23 protein-coding genes are annotated in these 18,503 nt (G+C 61.5%); 11 read left to right on the top strand and 12 right to left on the bottom strand.

Going from position 1 to position 18,503, the window contains the following annotated elements; translation table 11 throughout:
• Nucleotides 1–64 precede the first annotated feature (64 nt).
• From ACFOM8_RS20395 to ACFOM8_RS20375, 5 genes are all read right to left on the bottom strand, one after another.
• Nucleotides 65–313 carry a disulfide bond formation protein B gene (locus tag ACFOM8_RS20395; RefSeq protein WP_377764152.1) on the bottom strand — a complete coding sequence of 83 codons (249 nt, stop codon included), beginning with the start codon at nt 311–313 and terminating at the stop codon, nt 65–67.
• Between the two features lie 214 nt (nt 314–527).
• Nucleotides 528–1,856 (bottom strand): Nramp family divalent metal transporter, encoded by a 1,329-nt coding sequence (locus ACFOM8_RS20390; RefSeq protein ID WP_377764151.1) that lies wholly within the window; start codon nt 1,854–1,856, stop codon nt 528–530.
• A gap of 94 nt (nt 1,857–1,950) precedes the next feature.
• Entirely contained in the window at nt 1,951–2,418 is a 468-nt protein-coding gene (lspA, locus tag ACFOM8_RS20385; protein WP_377764149.1) for a signal peptidase II, read from the bottom strand.
• The gene (locus tag ACFOM8_RS20380; RefSeq protein WP_377764147.1) at nt 2,418–3,041 is read right to left on the bottom strand and encodes a methyltransferase family protein; all 624 of its coding nucleotides are present in this window, start codon (nt 3,039–3,041) and stop codon (nt 2,418–2,420) included. Before ACFOM8_RS20380 ends, lspA begins: the two co-directional genes overlap by 1 nt.
• On the bottom strand, nt 3,038–5,326 hold the full coding sequence (locus ACFOM8_RS20375; protein ID WP_377764146.1) for a heavy metal translocating P-type ATPase: 2,289 nt from the start codon (nt 5,324–5,326) through the stop codon (nt 3,038–3,040). The genes ACFOM8_RS20380 and ACFOM8_RS20375 overlap by 4 nt, the downstream gene beginning before the upstream one ends.
• Nucleotides 5,327–5,413: 87 nt before the next feature.
• Here ACFOM8_RS20375 and ACFOM8_RS20370 point away from each other — a divergent pair, with 87 nt between their 5' ends.
• From ACFOM8_RS20370 to ACFOM8_RS20355, 4 genes are all read left to right on the top strand, one after another.
• A complete protein-coding gene (locus ACFOM8_RS20370; protein WP_377764144.1) occupies nt 5,414–5,890 on the top strand; it encodes a MerR family transcriptional regulator in 477 nt (158 codons plus the stop codon).
• Nucleotides 5,891–6,139: 249 nt separating this feature from the next.
• Complete coding sequence (locus ACFOM8_RS20365) at nt 6,140–6,310, top strand: hypothetical protein (RefSeq protein WP_377764143.1); 171 nt, start codon at nt 6,140–6,142, stop codon at nt 6,308–6,310.
• Nucleotides 6,311–6,387: 77 nt separating this feature from the next.
• Nucleotides 6,388–7,569 carry a M23 family metallopeptidase gene (locus tag ACFOM8_RS20360; RefSeq protein WP_377764142.1) on the top strand — a complete coding sequence of 394 codons (1,182 nt, stop codon included), beginning with the start codon at nt 6,388–6,390 and terminating at the stop codon, nt 7,567–7,569.
• Between the two features lie 235 nt (nt 7,570–7,804).
• Complete coding sequence (locus ACFOM8_RS20355; RefSeq protein WP_377764140.1) at nt 7,805–8,572, top strand: DsbA family protein; 768 nt, start codon at nt 7,805–7,807, stop codon at nt 8,570–8,572.
• 253 nt (nt 8,573–8,825) lie between these two features.
• Here the strand turns inward: ACFOM8_RS20355 and ACFOM8_RS20350 are convergent, their stop codons facing one another.
• Nucleotides 8,826–9,242: an RrF2 family transcriptional regulator gene (locus ACFOM8_RS20350; RefSeq protein ID WP_377764139.1), complete on the bottom strand. Its 417-nt coding sequence runs from the start codon at nt 9,240–9,242 to the stop codon at nt 8,826–8,828.
• A gap of 67 nt (nt 9,243–9,309) precedes the next feature.
• A protein-coding gene (locus ACFOM8_RS20345) for an IS3 family transposase (RefSeq protein WP_377764138.1) occupies nt 9,310–10,444 on the bottom strand; the annotation gives its coding sequence in 2 pieces (ribosomal slippage) (nt 9,310–10,189 and nt 10,188–10,444; 1,137 coding nt in all).
• A 140-nt stretch (nt 10,445–10,584) separates the two neighbouring features.
• Here ACFOM8_RS20345 and hmpA point away from each other — a divergent pair.
• The 6 genes from hmpA (at nt 10,585) to ACFOM8_RS20315 (ending at nt 14,261) form a co-directional block, all read left to right on the top strand.
• Nucleotides 10,585–11,775 (top strand): NO-inducible flavohemoprotein, encoded by a 1,191-nt coding sequence (hmpA, locus tag ACFOM8_RS20340; RefSeq protein ID WP_377764136.1) that lies wholly within the window; start codon nt 10,585–10,587, stop codon nt 11,773–11,775.
• 17 nt (nt 11,776–11,792) lie between these two features.
• Nucleotides 11,793–12,098, top strand: a complete 306-nt coding sequence (locus ACFOM8_RS20335; RefSeq protein ID WP_377764135.1) for a DUF6522 family protein — start codon at nt 11,793–11,795, stop codon at nt 12,096–12,098.
• A gap of 151 nt (nt 12,099–12,249) precedes the next feature.
• A complete protein-coding gene (locus ACFOM8_RS20330) occupies nt 12,250–12,528 on the top strand; it encodes a metal/formaldehyde-sensitive transcriptional repressor (RefSeq protein WP_377764133.1) in 279 nt (92 codons plus the stop codon).
• Nucleotides 12,525–13,484, top strand: coding sequence for a CDF family Co(II)/Ni(II) efflux transporter DmeF (gene dmeF, locus ACFOM8_RS20325; protein WP_377764132.1), 960 nt, complete (start codon nt 12,525–12,527; stop codon nt 13,482–13,484). Before ACFOM8_RS20330 ends, dmeF begins: the two co-directional genes overlap by 4 nt.
• Nucleotides 13,485–13,702: 218 nt before the next feature.
• The gene (locus ACFOM8_RS20320; protein WP_377764130.1) at nt 13,703–13,834 is read left to right on the top strand and encodes a hypothetical protein; all 132 of its coding nucleotides are present in this window, start codon (nt 13,703–13,705) and stop codon (nt 13,832–13,834) included.
• A complete protein-coding gene (locus tag ACFOM8_RS20315) occupies nt 13,827–14,261 on the top strand; it encodes a YqaA family protein (protein ID WP_377764129.1) in 435 nt (144 codons plus the stop codon). The genes ACFOM8_RS20320 and ACFOM8_RS20315 overlap by 8 nt, the downstream gene beginning before the upstream one ends.
• Before the next feature lie 114 nt (nt 14,262–14,375).
• On the opposite strand, the gene ACFOM8_RS20310 is transcribed toward ACFOM8_RS20315, so the two are convergent.
• Nucleotides 14,376–14,576, bottom strand: coding sequence for a heavy-metal-associated domain-containing protein (locus ACFOM8_RS20310; protein WP_103174625.1), 201 nt, complete (start codon nt 14,574–14,576; stop codon nt 14,376–14,378).
• 95 nt (nt 14,577–14,671) lie between these two features.
• Here ACFOM8_RS20310 and ACFOM8_RS20305 point away from each other — a divergent pair, with 95 nt between their 5' ends.
• On the top strand, nt 14,672–15,151 hold the full coding sequence (locus ACFOM8_RS20305; RefSeq protein WP_377764127.1) for a c-type cytochrome: 480 nt from the start codon (nt 14,672–14,674) through the stop codon (nt 15,149–15,151).
• Here ACFOM8_RS20305 and cueR read toward each other — a convergent pair.
• From cueR to ACFOM8_RS20285, 4 genes are all read right to left on the bottom strand, one after another.
• Complete coding sequence (cueR, locus tag ACFOM8_RS20300) at nt 15,148–15,555, bottom strand: Cu(I)-responsive transcriptional regulator (protein ID WP_377764126.1); 408 nt, start codon at nt 15,553–15,555, stop codon at nt 15,148–15,150. The two genes, ACFOM8_RS20305 and cueR, sit on opposite strands and share 4 nt — an antisense overlap.
• Before the next feature lie 111 nt (nt 15,556–15,666).
• Nucleotides 15,667–16,086, bottom strand: a complete 420-nt coding sequence (locus ACFOM8_RS20295; RefSeq protein WP_377764125.1) for a c-type cytochrome — start codon at nt 16,084–16,086, stop codon at nt 15,667–15,669.
• Nucleotides 16,087–16,212: 126 nt separating this feature from the next.
• Complete coding sequence (copM, locus tag ACFOM8_RS20290; RefSeq protein WP_377764123.1) at nt 16,213–17,565, bottom strand: CopM family metallochaperone; 1,353 nt, start codon at nt 17,563–17,565, stop codon at nt 16,213–16,215.
• A 309-nt stretch (nt 17,566–17,874) separates the two neighbouring features.
• The gene (locus ACFOM8_RS20285; RefSeq protein ID WP_377764122.1) at nt 17,875–18,270 is read right to left on the bottom strand and encodes a hypothetical protein; all 396 of its coding nucleotides are present in this window, start codon (nt 18,268–18,270) and stop codon (nt 17,875–17,877) included.
• Nucleotides 18,271–18,503: the final 233 nt, after the last annotated feature.

Here is an 18,503-nt window from a genome sequence, read left to right as displayed (position 1 = left end):
GAGGTTCTGGCAGGCTCACACACCCGCCACGATACGCCGCCTTCTCAGGCCCCATCACCCATTTTCAGCCATAGCTCAGTCCCGCCAGCACCAGCGGCAGCGCGTAAAGCCTGACCGCTCCCTCTTCGCGCCACAGGCCAATGGCCAGGATAGGGACCAGCGGGAACATGGCGATCCGTTGATACCAGCACAGCACACAGGGCATCTGCCCCAGCACCTCGCCGATGAACAGCGCGCCCAGGGTTGCGCCCAAGGCGATCAGAAAGGCAAAAAGAAGCAGTGCTTCGGATCGGGACGATGCAGTGTCAGCCATGGGTTAGTTCCCGACGGTCCAGCGAGTGCAGAGCCGTCAGCGACACGTTGGCCCCGGCCACGACGGTGGCAAGCACTATGGCGTTCAATCGGCCACGCGCTTTTCCAAGTGGTTGCAGCGTCATCAATCACCGTTCGTGCTGTTTTGCCCCAGCCCGGCCTAGCACCTCTAGCAACTTGAGGTTCAAGCAGAACTTTGGCCGTTCACGGCTTTGTCAGGCCAGGAAGACGCTGTAGAGAAGGTTGATGTTCAGCACGATGATCGTGGCTGCGACCACGGCGCAGGCCATGGTCAGCCATCGTGGCGCCACCAGATCGCCCATCTTCGGGCGGCTGGCGGTAAACATCACCAGCGGAACGATGGCAAAGGGAAGTTGGAAGCTCAGGATGACCTGACTGAGGATCAGCAACTGGCCCGTGCCCTCGCTTCCCCAAAGCAGGATCACCACCATCGCCGGCACGATCGCGAAAACCCGTGTGATCAGCCGCCGCAACACGGGGCTGATCCGCCAGCGGATGAAACCCTCCATCACGATCTGCCCGGACATGGTGGCAGTAATGGTGGCATTCAAACCGCAGCAGAGCAGCGCGATCCCGAACAAGGTCGGCGCGACGGTCCCGCCCAGCAGAGGTGACAACAGGGCGTGAGCCTGGTCGATCTCGACGATCTCTGTATTGCCCGTGCTGTGGAAGGTGGCGGCGGCAAGGATCAGGATCGAGGCGTTGACGCAAAGCGCAAACATCAGTGCAATGGTCGAATCCCATGTGGCAAGCCGCAAGGCATGCCGCTTTTGTCGGGGATCTGCCCCGAAGGCACGGGTCTGCACAATGCCCGAATGCAGGTAAAGGTTGTGAGGCATGACCGTGGCCCCGATGATGCCCAAGGCAATGTACAGCATCTGGGGATTGGTCACGATCTCGACCGAGGGAGCAAAGCCCCGGATCACCGCGTTCCAGTTGGGATCGGCCATGGCGATCTGGACCAGAAAGCACCCTGCGATCACCGCCAGCAAGGCGATGACAAAGGCTTCCACCCAGCGAAAGCCGCGATTTTGCAGCCACAGGATCAGGAACACGTCCGCCGCGGTGATGAAGATGCCGATCTCCAACGGAATGCCGAACAGCAGGTTCAGGCCGATGGCCGTGCCGATCACTTCGGCCAGGTCCGTGGCGATAATGGCCGCCTCGGCCAAGACCCAAAGCGGCAACGAGACATAGCGGGGAAAAGCATCGTGGCAGGCTTGCGCCAGGTCGCGGCCCGACGCGATGGCCAATCGTGCGCAAAGCGATTGCAACAGGATCGCCATGATGTTTGACAAAAGCGCAACGAACAGCAGCGTGTAGCCAAACTTCGCGCCACCAGCGAGCGAGGTAGCCCAATTGCCCGGATCCATATAGCCGACGGCAACCAGATAGCCCGGACCGACAAAGGCCAAGAAGCGCCGCAGGCCTGATCGTCCCTGCGGAACAGCAATCGAACGGAAGACGTCGGACAAGGAGGGTTCATGGGCGGCTTCGCGCCAGCCGTGGGAGGATGATTCCATGAGCGGCACCAGTTGCAAGTGAATATCATCTGCAACTGAGATTGATCCTTTCGCCCTTACTGGTCAAGCTGCCCCTTTGAGCATGTGGTGAGTGTCAGTGACGGACTGTGCTGATGCGAGGTCTCAAGATCGTTGCACAAAGAACGAGCGCCGCACCGCAGGTGATGGCGACATCGGCGAGATTGAAGGCAGGCCAGTGCGAAGTCTTCCACGAGAAATCCAGAAAATCAGTCACCGCGCCTTGCCGCAAGCGATCGATGATATTGCCGATGGCGCCACCGACAATCAGCGCAAAGCCATGCCGCTCCATCGCCGTCTTGCCTTTCAAGGCAAACAGCCAGAACATTGCGGTAAGAATGCCGGTGAATGCTGCCATTGCTAACGGCGCGTTGGCCATGCGCTCTGAGAAGAGTCCGAAGCTTGCGCCGGTGTTGAAGCCCAATGTCAGCGAAAAGCCGGAAAATACCGGCAGGGGAACGCCAAGCTGCAACCAGATCAATGCCGCGGCCTTGCTGGTCTGGTCGGCGAGAAACGCCAGGATCAGGGTCGTTTCCAGTCGCATCAGTTTCCTCTGACCAGGCGCAAGCTGACCCAGCGTGGCACCTGCCGGGCCCACTCGTCGTAGGCGCTGCCATGGATGCTGTGCAGCATCCCCTCTTCGGACGAGATTTGCGCTTTCGCGGCCGCAAGAAACAGCAAGGGCGCAACAAAGGTAGGCACTGCAGGAATTACCAGGGCTACACCCGCTAAAAGCAGAAACTGCCCCACAAAGGTCGGATTGCGGCTGACTCGGAACAACCCGCCCGTCACCAATGCCCCCACCTCTGACCCGATAACGCCCACCCGCCAGGACGCTCCCATGGACATTTGTGCGGCAAAGGCAATCATCGCGCCAAGTGCTGCGACAAATATGCCGGGGAGCCGCAGCCCTGCCCCGCCACTTTCAAGCCAGAACGGATCAAGCTCGCGAAGGACGGGCCAGATCAACCAGACCAGTGGACCGGCCAAGCTGCACGCGAACGCCAACCTGAAGCCAAACGCCGCCCATCGATCCCGGCCTATGGTTCGACCCATCAGCCATGCGGTCTGCCCGTTGACGCGTCCTGTCTCTGCCGTGCCCCAGAAAAACAGCAGCAAGTAGGCAGTCAGGATGGATAGGGCAGACCAGCTGAAGCCCGCCATCATGAGCTTTCACGCTCGGGGTTATAGCCGAGAAGCCTGAGCGCGTTCAGCGTCACCAGAACCGTAGCGCCGGTATCGGCCAGGATCGCAATCCACAACCCTGTGATCCCCAGGACAGAGGTCACAAGAAACACCGCCTTCAGCCCCAAAGCCAATGTGACGTTCTGGCGGATGTTGCCCATGGTGGCGCGGGAAAGACGGATCAGTGCCGGCACATCGGTCACGCGGTCGCGCAGGATCGCCGCATCCGCCGTCTCCAACGCCACATCGGTTCCCGATCCCATGGCGACGCCGATGCTGGCCTGCTTCAAGGCCGGAGCGTCATTGATGCCATCGCCGATCATCATCACGCCGCCGTCGGCCGCAGCCTCGCGGATCGCCACCAGCTTGTCTTCGGGCATCATCTCCGCCTGGTGATTCAGGCCAAGGCTGCCTGCTATGGCCGCGGCTGTCCGTGGATTGTCCCCTGTCAGCATGACCGCCGAAACGCCCATGGCCTTGAGCTGCCGTATCGCCTCGGCCGCGTCCATTCGAGGTTCGTCGCGCATGGCGATCATGCCAAGCGCCTCCCTTTCACGAAACACGGCCACCACGGTCATGCCCTGGGCTTCCAGTTCAGTTGCCTGGTGGATCGCAGGGCCGTCGATCGCTGCCATGTCGGAGGCGTAACGTGGCGATGCAACCCACGCCATTGCCCCGTCCACCAAGGCCTGAACGCCCATGCCGGGTAGCGCCTTTGCATCTTGCGAGGGCAGCAGCGCGACGCCGCTTTCTTGCGCCTTGCGCAGGATTGCCTGGGCCAGCGGGTGGCTGGAGCCTGCCTCGACCGTCGCCGCCACGGCTAGCAGTTCGGCCTCGGCCACGCCCACGGCGGGCAGGACGCGCGTGACTACAGGCCTGCCCACCGTCAGCGTCCCGGTCTTGTCGAACGCGACGTGGCGGATGTTCGCCGCCCCTTCGATCACCGCGCCGCCTTTCATCAGCAGCCCTCGCTTGGCCCCCGAGGACAAGGCCGAAGCGATCGAGGCGGGGACCGAGATGACGAGGGCGCAGGGACAGCCGATCAGCAGAAGCGCCAGCCCGCGATATACCCAAGTGTTCCAATCCGCGCCAAAGGCAAGCGGTGGCACGATGATGACAAGTGCCGCCACGACGACAATGGCGGGCATATACCAGCGACTGAAGCGGTCGATGAAGCGTTCGGTAGGGGCACGGGCCTCTTCGGCCTCTTCGACCAGGCGGATAATGCGCGCAATGGTGTTGTCCGACGGCTCTTTGGTGACGCGGACGCGCAGCACAGCCTCGGTATTGATCGACCCTGCGAAGACCGACTCGCCCGGCCCCTTGCTGCGCGGCACGCTTTCCCCGGTGACGGGGCTTTCATCAATGCCGCTGCTGCCCTCGACGATCTCGCCATCCGCGGGCATGCGGTCTCCGGGCCGCACAACGACGATCTGGCCGATCCCGAGACTGTCGGCGGGCACTTCGCGCGTGCGGCCGCCACTTTCCAGCAGCGCCGTCTTGGGCACCAGATTGGCCAGCGCACGAATACCGTTACGTGCCTTGTTGGCGGCCACACCTTCCAGCACCTCGCCGATCGCGAACAGAAAGACCACAAGGGCTGCTTCCTCGGCTGCGCCGATGATCAGGGCTCCGACGGCTGCAATGGTCATCAAACTTTCGATGGTGAAAGGCTGGCCCATGCGCGTCGCCTCGTAGGCCCGCTTGGCGACAGGCGCCACGCCGATCAGGCAGGCGGCCAGAAAGGCCCAGTAGCCTGCCTCGGCCGAGGTCAGCAACTCGAAGATCCAGGCTACGGCCAGCAGCAAGCCGGTCAGGATGACCAGCCGTCCCTTGGCCGTCTGAAACCAGGGCTTGCCACGCTCTGCAGGATTGTCATGGCTGTGCGCTGCGTCACTGTAGTTGGGATCGTCGGTCGCGTCGTCAGGCAGGGAGGCAGGCGGACAGCAACCCGTCGCGCAGGCCCCCTTTATCGAAGGCCCAGGCGTCTGAAGGGCCTCGGAAGCTTGTGGCAAGACAAAGGCCTTCTTGCGTGGAGCGTCGTGGCCCTTCGGCGCAATGCCGAAGCCCAGCTTGCGCACCACAGCCTCGATCTCTTCTGGCTGGGTCATTTCGGGTTCGAGGTTCAGGCTCAGCCGTTCCGACATCAAGGCAACCCGCACCGCGCTGACGCCGGGCAGGCGCTCGACCGCGCGCGTCACCTTTGTCGTGCAGGCCGCGCAATCCATGCCGCTGACTACCCATTCCCGCTTGCCCTGATCCGTCATGTCGAAACTCCCGCGGGTGGTGCCCGCTTGCATTCATCGAATCGGGAACATAACTGCTCCAGCAACTAGAGCTTCAAGGGGTTTTTCATGCTATCGATCGGAAAGCTGAGTGCGGCGACCGGCGTCAAGGTCCCAACGATCCGCTATTACGAGCAAATCAGCTTGTTGCCTGAGCCAAAGCGGAGCGGCGGCAATCAGCGCTTCTACGACCAGAAGGCCCTGGAACGGCTACGCTTCATCCGTCATTCCCGCGAGCTTGGTTTTTCGCTGGAGGCAATCCGCGATCTGCTCAGCCTGTCGGACAATCCCGATCAGCCCTGCGCCGCTGCAGACGCCATTGCACGGGCGCAGCTTGCCGAGGTTGAGAGCCGCCTTGCGCGGCTTATGGCCTTGAAAACCGAACTGCAGCGTATGGTGGTGCAATGTGCCGGTGACACCATATCGGATTGCCGGGTAATCGAAGTGCTGAGCGATCACGCGCATTGCATTACCGATCACCTCGCTAACGACAACGCCCTTCCTGTGGCCGGAGGCTCGCATCCAATGCCCGCCGATGCACCGTGAAACAGCAATGCGCTTACTTTTTCCTGTGGAATCAACTCGACTATCTCAATGCTCTTGTCAAAGTCGCAGCTTGCTCTTCGGCAAATACTCGTGGGCTTTGCGAGGCTTACGCTGCGGTCGATAGTATGACAAGGGCGTGATCTGCTGCTATTCGGCTTGAACCTCTAGCTGCTTGAGGTCGCAGAAGGCCTTCATTGGCTCCAGCAAGCAGGATGAAGGCATGCTCCCCTCTAAACAACGATCAGGCCGATGCTGACGATCATCGCGGCCGTGCTGGGTGCCTTGCGTGGCATCGTCCGAGCCCGGAAGCTGGGAGGAAACCGACTGGACATGATCCAGTATGCTTGTGGCCATGCAATCGCATTCGGCCTGCTGGCAACCTTGGTCGGGATCATTCTTGCGCGTTTTCTTTCTCTTTAAACTGGACTACTCACGCTGCCTGCATGTGATCCTGCAGCCAAAGCAGCGTTTTCTCCACCTGACGGATATCAGAGTTGATGATCTTGCGAACCTTGCTTCTCGTTGGCGCCGTGGCGGCAACAACACCCCTGCACGCCCAGACCCTCACCGAAACCGCAATCCGGCCAGGATCAACGGTCGTCGTGGCGCGGCACGAGGTGGTGCCTGGGGATACGCTGGACAGGATCCTGTCTGATGCCGGAATAGCCGCCAGCACCCGCATTGAAGCGGCCCTGGCCATCGACGATGTGTTCGACCTGTCTACCCTCAGTCCGGGCCAGGTGCTGAGGTGGAGCGTGTCGGCGAATGATCCTGCCCGTCTGGAACACCTGTCGCTCCTGACACTTGAGGGGATCGACATTGTTCTCGATTTCAACAAGCCGCTTGAAGCTGCTCTGGTCAAGACTGAGGTTCAACGTCGCGATCGCCGCGAAACCTTTGAGATTGGTGGCTCGCTCTATGAGACGCTTGCCGCACACAATGCGCCCGAAAGCTTTGCCGTCGATCTTGCCGCGCTGTTAGCCGGGCAAGTCGATTTTCGTCGCGATCTTGAAGGAAAAGAACGGATGGCGCTGATCTGGCAGGAAAGTGCCCTGCCGGATGGAACGATGATGGCCGAGCCTGCACTATCCTATGCCCGGCTTGAGTTGGGCGAAAATACCTTTGAATTGGTGGCAGGCCCAGCGGACCGTCCCTTCATCCTGTTCAAAGATGGAACGCCGGTACAGCAAACGACCCGCCCCGTCCTGGGTGCACGCCTGTCTTCTGTCTTCGGCAAGCGGCGGCACCCGGTTCTGGGCGTGCAGCGCCTGCATACCGGGGTCGATTATGCAGCAGAAACCGGGACCCCAGTGATGACGACCGGTACTGGCCAGGTGATCTTTGCCGGCACCATGCGAGGATATGGACGAACGATTGATATCGACCATGGGGGTGGCGTTGTCACTCGCTATGCGCATCTGTCCCGCTTTGCCTCTGGCCTTGCCGAAGGATCAGAGGTGAATGCGGGAGATCGGATCGGATCTGTTGGTGCGACCGGCCTCGTCAGCGGGCCGAACCTGCACTACGAAGTTCGTATCGATGGTCAACCGACAGACCCGATGCAGAAGACGCCGAGAGCGCGGTCAATGGTCGCCAAGTCAGCGGACAGGTTCCTGCTTGTGGCAGGAAGAGCTGTGACTGGGTTTTTCATTCGTTCGGACACAGACGACCGGGGCTGACCGAATATGCAACCTCATCCCCCATGCAGCCTTAGGTGCCAGTGCGGAAGTTCAAGACGGCTTGGAGTTGGTTGTGCGGTTTGGGCTTATGGCAGGCCACATATTTCCGCATCCATTGCGCAACCGAACCCTGGACGATTAAGCAATCAGTGGCGGGGGGCTGCATCCCGATGCTGAACCACCACGTGGTCCAGCTCTACGAAGAGATCCCGGTAGGAACTCCGGTGACCGCGTTATGACAATCCGGCGGCGTGATGTTTTGATTTTCGGGGGCATTGTCTCCGCGATCTATGGCTTGCGTGCGCTCCCCTGGCAGCGGCTGACTGGCCGCGGGCTTGCCTATGTCGAGATTGAAGACGTGCCGCCATTCCGCCGCCTGAAATCCGAGGGGCAAACTTCCTCTGCAAGCTTTGCACTGATTGGCCTCGATGGACCCTCTGATGATGCTGAGGTGCGCCGCGCCCGAATGGAAGCCATGCGCGCCGACCCCTGCCCTGCCCTCTTTGGCACCGACCTTCCGGCGGATGTCATCCCGATCGCCTATTTTGGCGAGTTTCGCTGCCCCTTCTGCCGAACGCTTGAAAGGGATCTGGACAAGCTGCTGGCTGATCGCGGGGACGCCTATCGGCTGGTGCAGCACGAACTTCCGATCTTCGGACCGGCATCTGAACTTGCCGCCCGCGCTTCGGTGGCGGCCGCACGGCAGGGCAGACAGCAGGACCTGAGGCGCCGCTTCATGCGAACGCCGCTCGTAGCCGACACGTCCTCAGTGTTGAGTGTGGCGTCCGGCCTTGGCCTTGATGTCGAACAGCTTGCAAAGGATATGGCCTCACCCGAGATTCAGGCCGAGCTCGATCAAACGCGAGCCTTGGCCGATCTTTTTGGGTTCATCGGCACCCCAGGCCTTGTGATCGGACGAACCGTTCTGAATGGTGCAATCCCTGTTTCGGTGCTCCGTCAGGTCGCAGAGGACGAGGAGACCTTGCCGCTCCCGGTATGCTGATGCGGTGAACACGCCCTTGCTCCTGTTGATCGAAACGACCGGTTTGCGGTGCGACAAACAGGAAAAGATGCCGTTTGTTCAACCTGTTGCGGACTGAAAAGAGGACAATCAGAGGGTAGTACGAGCGATAAAGCGCAGCTGGGAAGGTAGGAACGCGGCCTGGGGTCATTCAGCTGGACGAGCGCTGATCAGGATGAAAAGCGGAAAGGCAAACGAAGTGCCGCCGGTCAAGACGTCCGTCGAGATTGCCGGGTCAAGCCACGAACAGATGCCGAAAGGCATCCGGGGTGCGTGCGGCATCCGACAGGCGGCACTTGTCCAGCACGGCCATGAAAGCTTCCCTGGCTTCGGAAAAGACGTCTGGCAGGCTGCATCCTTCGGCGATCCGGCAGGTGCTGCAATCGACGAGGCCATTGTCGCGTTCAGTATGCCGAACAACCTGACCAATAGTGATGTCCGCAGCCGGTCGGGCCAGCGCCAGTCCACCGTAACGTCCCCTGGTGGTCTTGACGAAGCCAGCAGCACCCAAGTCCTGAATGATCTTCATCAAGTGGTTCTGCGAAATGCCATGTGCTTCCGCGATCTGCCGGATCGACACCCGCCCACCGTCATGGCCGGCGAGGTAGATCAGCGCACGCAGCGCATAGTCGGTGTAGCGGGTCAACTTCATCTTTCAGAGGTGGTCCGGGATTTTCGACCAGTTTGCCGCCTCGCTAAGCTCGGGCATGGGTTTCATGTCAGGCAGCGGCTTTCAGGTTCTGGTTGGCGGTATCATAGGCCTCAGCGGGCGTCAGCAATCCATGCGATGAGTGCGGACGTTTTTCGTTGTAATAGCTGATCCAGGCGCCGATCCCCCTGCGGGCCTCGGAACCGGTCTCAAAGGCGTTCAGGTAGACGCATTCGTATTTGAGGGAACGCCACAGCCTTTCGATCATCCGGTTGTCGATCCAGCGGCCACGGCCGTCCATGGAGATCTTCACCTTGGCGTCGAGCAGCACCTGGGTGAACTCGGTGCTGGTGAATTGCGAGCCCTGATCGCTGTTGAAAATCCCAGGCGTGCCATAGCGGGCCAGTGCCTCCTTCAGGGCCTCGACGCAAAAGCTCGCATCCATGGAATTCGACAGCCGCCAGCTGAGCACCTTGCGGCTATGCCAGTCCATGATGGCCACCAGATACAGGAACCCCCGGCGCATGGGGATGTAGCTGATATCGGTGCACCAGACCTGATTGGGCCGGGTAATGGCCAGACCCTTGAGCAGATAGGGGTAAATCTTGTTCTCTGGATGTTTCTTGCTGGTCTTGGGCTCTTGGTAGATCGGCACCAGACGCATCAGCCTCATCAGCCGCCGGACTCGATGCCGTCCGCAGCGATGCCCCTCTCGCTGCATATGACGGGCCATTTGCCGTGAGCCATACCATGGCGTCTCCAGGAACTGCCGGTCGATGATCTCCATGAACTTCAGGTTCTCGGCGCTTTCGCCACGTGGCTGGTAATAAAGGCCGGAGCGCGCCAGTGACAGCAGGCTGCATTGCCGCCGGACGCTGAGATCAGGATGATCCTGCTTCACCGCTTTTTGCCTCCAGTGCCGAGAATGAGACTGGAGGCTGCGGACAAAAATCCCGCTCCACAACCAGCTGGCCGATCTTGGCATGCAGCTTCTCGACCTCACCCGCGGAAATCGTCGGCTCAGCAGCACTCTTGGTGTCAAAGGCCGAGGCCATGTTCTCGATCGCAGTTCTCTTCCAGCCCGTGATCATGGTGGGGTGGATGTCATACTTCTTGGCCAGTTCAGCCGTCGTCAGCTCCTCGCGAATGGCTTCAAGAGCCACCTTCGCCTTGAACTCCGCCGAATAGCGCTTCCGTTTCGTCATGCGGATCAGTCCTTCGTCAATCGCCAGAGCTTAGCAACTGGTCCGAATTCCTGCGACCACCTCTTTCTACATTAGATGTATTCCATCTGCATGTATATAGATCTATAGATGCACCAGAAATACATGATTAGGAGAGCCTCATGCCGCGTCCCCTGTCGCAACAAACCATCGCCGTCGTGAAGGCGACGGTGCCCGCGCTGGAACAGCATGGTCCCATCATTACAGAGACGATGTACCGCCGCCTGTTCCGCAACGAAGACATTGCTGCGCTGTTCAACCAGGCCAATCAGAAGAAGGGTACGCAGCGCCTTGCCTTGGCGCAGGCCGTGCTGGCCTATGCCCAGAACATCGAAAACCTGTCCGTTCTTGGTGGAGCGGTTGAGCGGATCGCCCAGAAGCACATCGGCTATGCGATCCTGCCAGAGCATTATCCCTTTGTGGCCGAAGCTCTGCTTGGCGCCATGGAAGAGGTTCTTGGCGATGCGGCGACACCGGACCTTTTGCAGGCATGGGGCGAGGCCTATTGGTTCCTGGCTGACCTTCTGATCGAACGCGAAGCCGCCATCCGCACGGAAATCGAAGCGAAGCCCGGAGGCTGGATCGACTGGCGCCGCTTCGTGGTGGCGGAACGGAAGGTCGAGGCGGAAGGGATCGTCTCATTCATCTTGCGACCCGAGGAGGGTGGCCTTGTTGTCCCGCACCGGCCGGGGCAATACCTGACGCTGCGCTTTGACGAGGCCGGACTTCCGGGCGTCAAGCGGAACTATTCCATCTCCAGTATTCCGAGCGACGAGTGTTACCGGATCACCGTGAAGCGGGAGCCGGAGGGAGAGGCGTCGTGCTTCCTGCATGATCGCGCGCCTGTCGGCACCATCCTCGAGGCCACGCCGCCTGCCGGGGACTTCCATCTTGCCAAAGACCCGCAACGTCCGCTGATCCTGCTGTCGGGCGGCGTCGGCCTGACGCCTGTCGTCAGCATGCTGGAGGTGCTGGCAGAACAGCATCGCGATGTGCCCGTCTTTTATGTCCACGGAACCAGCAGCCCGGCGCATCATGCCCTCGACGCACAGGTGCGGCTTGCAGCCGCCCGGCATGGCAATGTCCTGGTCGAAACGTTCTACGAGAGCGGCGCCGACGACAGGGCCAAGCCGGGCCGGATCACCATCAACTGGCTCCGGGCCAACACGCCCTTGGACGACGCCGAGGTTTATCTCTGCGGCCCCCGTCCCTTTCTGCGGCACTTCGTTGTCGGCCTGAAGGATGTGGGTATCCCTGCCGACCGCATCCACTACGAGTTCTTCGGCCCCACCGACGAACACTTGACGATTTAGAAGAAAGGAGCAACGGCATGAGCCACGGCTTTGCCACAAGGATCGCGTTCGACCAGGATCGTCCCATCGTCGAGGCGGCCGAGATCGCACCTCTGCTGGACCTCGATGTGGCCAGCTTTCAGGATCTCATGCGCTCCGGGAAGATCAGGAGCACGGTGGAACGAGGCGAAGGAAAGGACGGTGGGAAGTTCCGCCTGACGTTCCAATCCCCTCAGTGGCGGGTTCGTCTGACCTGCGGACGGGACGGTGATGTCCTGACGCTGACACGCGTGCGGTTGGATGTGCCTCTGCCGCAACTGCGGTCAGTCAGCACAGGGTCATGACGTCTCACTTGCAATATTGCAGACGAATTGGGGCCAGTGTTCCCATATCCTGCTACGAGGCAGCAGACCAAGCCAGTCAGGAACTGCAATCGTAAGCGCAACGCAGAAAACAGCTTTGTGCTCTTTATAAAATAGGGTAACCCCCTATTCTATGAGTCATACAACAAAGCACAAAGCCAAGCTTCTGGCCCGCGTCCGCCGCCTGAAGGGGCAGATTGAGGCTGTCGAGCGGTCCTTGGAGGCTGACGCGCCCTGCGGCGAGGTCCTGAACCTGGTCGCTTCCATTCGCGGTGCGGTCGGCGGCCTGACGGCAGAGCTGATCGAGGACCACATCCGAGAGCATATCTCCGATCCTCACCGGGACGAGGATGCCGGGCGCGGAGCGGCCGCGGGCGAGTTGATCGACATCATCAGGACCTATCTCAAATGAACATCAACGCCTCGCGCCTGGCCAGTCCGCATGAGCATGTTTATCTCGGCGACAATCACGAGCGGAACGAACGCCGGACCTGGCTGGTCATAGCCATTACCGCCGCGATGATGGTGGTCGAGATCACCGCCGGCAGTATCTTCGGCTCGATGGCGCTGATTGCCGACGGCTGGCACATGTCGACCCATGCGGGGGCCATGCTGATAGCCGCACTTGCCTATCGCTATGCCCGCCGCAACGCCCGCAATGAACGTTTCACCTTCGGCACAGGCAAGATGGGAGATCTGGCGGGCTTCGCGAGTGCGGTAGTCCTCGCGTTGGTCGCGCTGCTGATCGGCTGGGAAAGCCTGATGCGGTTCTACAGCCCGGTCGCAATCAGTTTCCGCCAAGCGATTTCCGTGGCCGTGGTGGGTCTGATCGTCAATCTGATCTGCGCCTGGCTGCTGCGCGATGACCACGCTCATCACCATCATGGCCACAGCCATGGACATGCCCACCATTCCCATGATCACGGGCATCATCATGAGCATGCGACCGACAACAATTTGCGTGCCGCCTACTTGCATGTCCTGGCCGATGCTCTGACCTCTGTGCTGGCCATTGCAGCCCTGACGCTTGGCAGCCTGTATGGTTGGAACTGGCTGGACCCCATGATGGGCATTGTCGGCGCGGCAGTGATCGCCCGCTGGTCCTGGGGGCTGATCCGCGACACGGGCCGGGTCTTGCTCGATTACGTACCGGAGGATGAGGATCTACCGGACGAGATCCGCACTGCCCTCGAAACAGGCTCGGATCAGGTAACCGATCTGCATGTCTGGCAGCTTGGGCCCGGCCACCACGGCGCGATTGTCGCCATCCGGTCCAGGGAGCCGCTGGAGCCTGCTGCTTATCGCGCCAAGCTCTCCCATATCCACGACCTCTCGCATCTTACAATCGAAGTCGAGCGCGCCGCCTGAGTGAGGAAGAACGATGGAAGGGGCTCCCCGTGACCCTGCCACCCTGGGGTGCACAGGAACGCATGGTTTGGCTCACGCACGTCCGGCCCAAGACCATCCGCATTGCCTGTCCCTAGCTCATCCGACGCCTTGTCGATCTGCGGGCGGTTATCCTGTTCGTTGCCGCAACCGAGGAAGAAGGGCGTGGCGGAGCGTTACAACGGGCGCCCCTTTCGACAATGAGGGGGGTCTTCAGCCATCGTGGCGAGCTGCACAGCTTCGAGGTGATGCTGATGGAGATCGGCCTCTCCATCGACGACCCTGCATCGGAAGTGGTCGGGCCGGCGCGCCTGACGGGGGATCATGATTGATCTTGCCGTTTATGGTGGCCTGTTTCTGGCAGCCTTCACCGCAGCGACTCTGCTCCCCGCCCAATCCGAGATCCTGGTTGTCGGCCTTCTGCTGACCGATCACCCACCATGGCTGGTGCTGGCTATTGCCAGCGTCGGCAATGTATTAGGCTCCGTAGTCAACTGGTTCCTCGGGCGGGGGATTGAACGGTTGCGCACCAGACGCTGGTTCCCGGCAAGTCCGACCGCCCTGGCACGAGCGGAGAACTGGTATCGCCACTATGGCAGATGGTCGCTGCTGCTGGCTTGGGTGCCGATCATCGGCGACCCGCTGACTGTTGTCGCAGGAGCGCTTCGCGAGTCCTTCTGGGTGTTCCTGCTCCTTGTCAGCGTCTCGAAAATTGGCCGCTACCTTGTTCTGGCAGCAGCAACGCTGGGGTTTTCTTGAGCAAGTCTGAGCTGTGCCGCGCCTAGCATCGGGGGTGAACCTGTACCGGTTTCGTCTTGAAGCCGCCCGGCGGAGGCGATGCTCCGCCGGGTTGAAATATCGGAATGTGGGCTGTCAGCTGGCTGTCGGCACCACGGGGAAGCCTGCTGCAGCAAGGGCGGACGCAAAGCGCTCGCGCGGCAGATCGCTGGTCAGCTCGACCTCACGGCGGTTCTGATCAATGACGATTGCAGCATTCTCATCGACCGACTGGATGGCGCGAGTGACGCTGCGGGCGCAGCCGCCGCAGCTCATGTTTGGGAGATGGAGACGCATGACACCTTCCTTGGTTCTTCTCATGCCTGAACAGATGGGAGCTTCCAGCACTGGAAGGTCAAGGCCGCCGACGACTTCCTGACGTTGACCTGCATATGAATTTCCACAATCTGGCGGACATGACTGGAAGCCGTTCGTCTGCCCTTTTCTTTGCAACTGCATCGCTGCTTTCCGTGGGGCTTGTTTGCATCGCCATCTGGGCAGGATGGAGCTACAGCATTTCAGCCCGGACCCAGCGAGGGGCCGCGCTTTATGCCCAACATTGCGCGGCGTGCCACGGCGCCCAACTCGAAGGTCAGCCCGACTGGCAGGTTGCTGACGAAAGCGGCGTTCTCCCTGCCCCGCCCCATGACGCATCGGGCCACACCTGGCACCACGATGATGCCATGCTGACCGACTACATCCGCCGGGGCGGGCAGGCTGTTCTGGATGACATGGGCGTGTCCATGACATCCGGCATGCCAGCTTTTGGCGAGATCCTGACGGACGGCGACATCGCCGCCATCCTCGGCTTCATCAAGTCGACCTGGCCTGACCGGATACGCGCTATCCAGGCCGAACGAAATGGCGGCTAGGCCCGGCTCGGAGCAGTGCAATCTCCTGCGAGTGCATCGAGTATCGAGCAATCCGGCTGCCCATCGCCCGCACAGCTCTGAACAAGGTGCTGCAAGGCAATACGCAGTTGCGACAGATCAGCCAGCCTTTCGTCGACCTGGGCGAGATGGCGCGCGGCGATCTCGCGCACGTCGGCGCTGCTGCGGCTCGTGTCTTCATTCAGCATCAGAAGGTCGCGGCAGTCCTGCAGCGAAAAGTCGAGCCGTCGCGCACGGCTGAGGAAGCGCAATCGGTGAACATCAGCAGGGCTGAAATAGCGATAGCCGTTCAACCCGCGCTGCGGGGCCACAAGACCGATGTCCTCATAATAGCGGATCGTCTTGGAGGTGAGACCCGACGCGCGGGCGGCTTCAGAGATGTTCATTCCAGTCCTCCCTTGCCCTGAAGGATGCCACGTGTACGCCGGCCAAGTATGCGGCAATGCTGCAGCCGGGACACGCCCTCGATCACGGCCAGGTTGCCAAGGATCAGCGGTTTACCGGATGCCGTTCGCAACCTGAACCTCGCGCACGAAACGGATGATACCGGCCAGGTCCGTGTCCGTGAGCCCCGGTACCGGAGCCATGTTTCCGAACGGCCAGTGATGGGCACGCACCCCGTTGCGTGCTGCCAGGACGAAAGCCATGTCGCCGTGGTGGCTCGGTTCGTAGATCTTGTGGATGAGCGGTGGCGCGATCCCCGCCCGCCCCTCGGCATCGGTGCCGTGGCAGGATGCGCAACTGGCGGCGAAGACCTGCTGACCGGATTTGGCTTCGGGTGACAGCGTGGAAGGCATGGTCACGAGGGCAAGAGCCTGGCCCTCTTCAGCCGGCCTTCCGGCATCGGATTGGCCCCAGAGCCACCAGGCACCGCCTGTGGTGATCGCGGCAATCGCCGCGAGAAGAACAGTTCGCATGATGTCATTCCTCTGATTGGCTCGCGCGAAGGAAGAGCCGCCCGAGCAGTGCCGGAGAGGCTAAGTTTGGTGAGGTGGCCTTGATCGGACTGGCGCCTGAATTCGGCGCCAGCTTCTGCGATCCGGTCAGTTCGACGACCCGTGGACGATGCCGTTCGGGCGGTCGCCCACCGGCACCGATCCGACGACCTCCTGGCGCGCAACGTCGATGACCGAGACGCTGTCGTCCGCGATGTTGGTCACGAACACGAAGGCGCCGTTTGCAGAGGCCGACACGCCATGCGCGCCAAGGCCGGTTTTCAGCGTCTTGGCAACTTCACCGGTCGCCGTGTCGATCACCGACACGGTATCGTTGGGCGCGACCTCGGTCCCCTGGTTGGCGACATAAACCTGCCTGCCGTCGGGGGTTGCGATTACCTGGATCGGGTTGGGACCGACCTCGATCCTGTCTGTGACCTCGCGCGTGGCGGTGTCGATCACTGCCACGCGGTTCTCGTCGCGCAGCGAGACATAGACCCGGCTGCCATCAGGGGTGAAGCCGACCTGAACCGGCGTCGTGCCCACCGGGATGCGTGCCGCCTCGGTGAGGCTGGCCGTGTCGATGACCGAAACCGACCCGTCCTCGACATTGGCGACGTAGAGCTCGGTCCCGTCCGGGCTGAGCCGCATTCCGTGCGGATAAGCTCCGGTCTCGATGCGCTCGACCACCGATGCGTTCGCGAGATCGACCACTGCGACCTCGTCCGCGCCCGAAAGGGACGCATAGGCGCGACCCTGCGTATCGGCGACGATGTGGGCCGGGTGGGCACCGACCTCGACCGTGACAGCAGGCTTCGAGAGGTCCTGTGGATCGAGCATTATCAGGAGTCCTGCGGCGTCCCCGTCGTGGCCATGCCCTTCCGAGCCATGATCACCGGAAGCCGGAGTGCCGACCGCCAGCAGGAAGCGCCCGTCCGACGTCAGATCGACGTTATGGGGTGCCACGGGGATCGGCGTCGTGGTCACGGTCCCGGTGCCGAGGTCGAGGGCGCTGATCGAGCTGCCGCCTTCGTCGGCGGACCAGACGGTGCCGCCGGTCTGGCCGAAGTCGATGCCCTCAGGGCTGCCCTTCTCCTTCAGCCAGGCTTCCATCTCGGCAATCTCGCGCTCCTGCGCCGCGATGATCTGCTCGGCCCATGCCTTGGTTTGCGGATCATCGCCGTGTTGCTGCACGATCCGCGCCATGTCGATTGCGCCCTGATGATGCGGGATCATGCCCCGCACGAAGGCCGTGTCGGGGTCATCAGCCATGACGCCTTCCATCATTGGCCCGTGCATGGCGTCCATGGCATCCACATAGTCGCGGGTGAACTCTGGGGCGTTCCCGTCGGCTGCTTCCATTCCGGCGGCCTTCGGTGCATCGGTCGCACCGTGCATCATCCCGCCCTGCATCATCTGCTGCATGGCGCTCATGCACTCGGCAGGCATGGCCTGCATCATGGTCCGGCACTGCTCCGGCATGCCCGGCATCGGCATCGTCGGAGTGGCGGGTGGTATGGCCTGTTCCTGCGCCTGAGCAGGGTGGTGGGCATCATGCCCGGCCTGGGCCAGGGCAACAGCGGGCAGCCCTGCTGCGAGTCCAACGGAAAGGGCGATTACAGTTCGTTTCATTGCTGTTCATCCATGCTGACGGGAGGCACCGCCACACAGCGGACGCGCGGTCCCGATAATCGTTGATGGTTGGATGGCGTTGCCGGTCTGCCGGTCGAAACCGCCGGACGGCGTGGACCTATCAGCCCCGGAACGCCTTCACGCAGCGATGGATGAACGAGGCGGCCGCAGAATATCTTCGGGTGTCTGCCCCAGGCGGTCCGCCATGACGCCGAGACAGGCCTCACCACTAGGCGGCGGATTCGCCCGTGCGCCTTCAGGCAGAAGGGCAATGATCGTGCAGAGCTGATTGCAGCAATCACCCTGCGAAGCTGGCACGGCGCTGCCAGATGCGTCCAGATCTTCCGGGATCGGCTGGACACATTTTGCAGCCGCATGGGAGTGATCGCAGCCTTGCTCCAGGGCGACGGTCGGCGTGGTATGAATCATGTGTTCTGTCAGCAGAGAATGGGTTCCGGCCTGCAGAGCAAGGGCGGCGAAAGCCACAAACAGCAATGCGCTCGCGAGCCACTGCCTCCAAACGCGGGGCTTCATGCCCTTTGTTGCACCCCTGTTCATCAGACCGTTCGTTCTCTTCCTCTGGACCGGCTCAGGTTTCCTGCCCGCTCATGAAGCTGGATCGGAGCCATTTCCCGGCAGCGCCATCATCACACCACGTCCTGCGGGGCAATGACACCTGAAAGCGGCCAGGGTGTTGATTTCCACCCAGAAGTGACCCAGGCAGGCCCATAATTTCCATTGAGATTTGACCCATGTGACCCTTCCCC

Source organism: Paracoccus angustae (assembly GCF_042648745.1).
Classification (GTDB): domain Bacteria; phylum Pseudomonadota; class Alphaproteobacteria; order Rhodobacterales; family Rhodobacteraceae; genus Paracoccus; species Paracoccus angustae.
The sequence above is the reverse complement of the archived record's forward strand: the minus strand, read 5'-3'. Positions and strand labels throughout refer to the sequence as shown.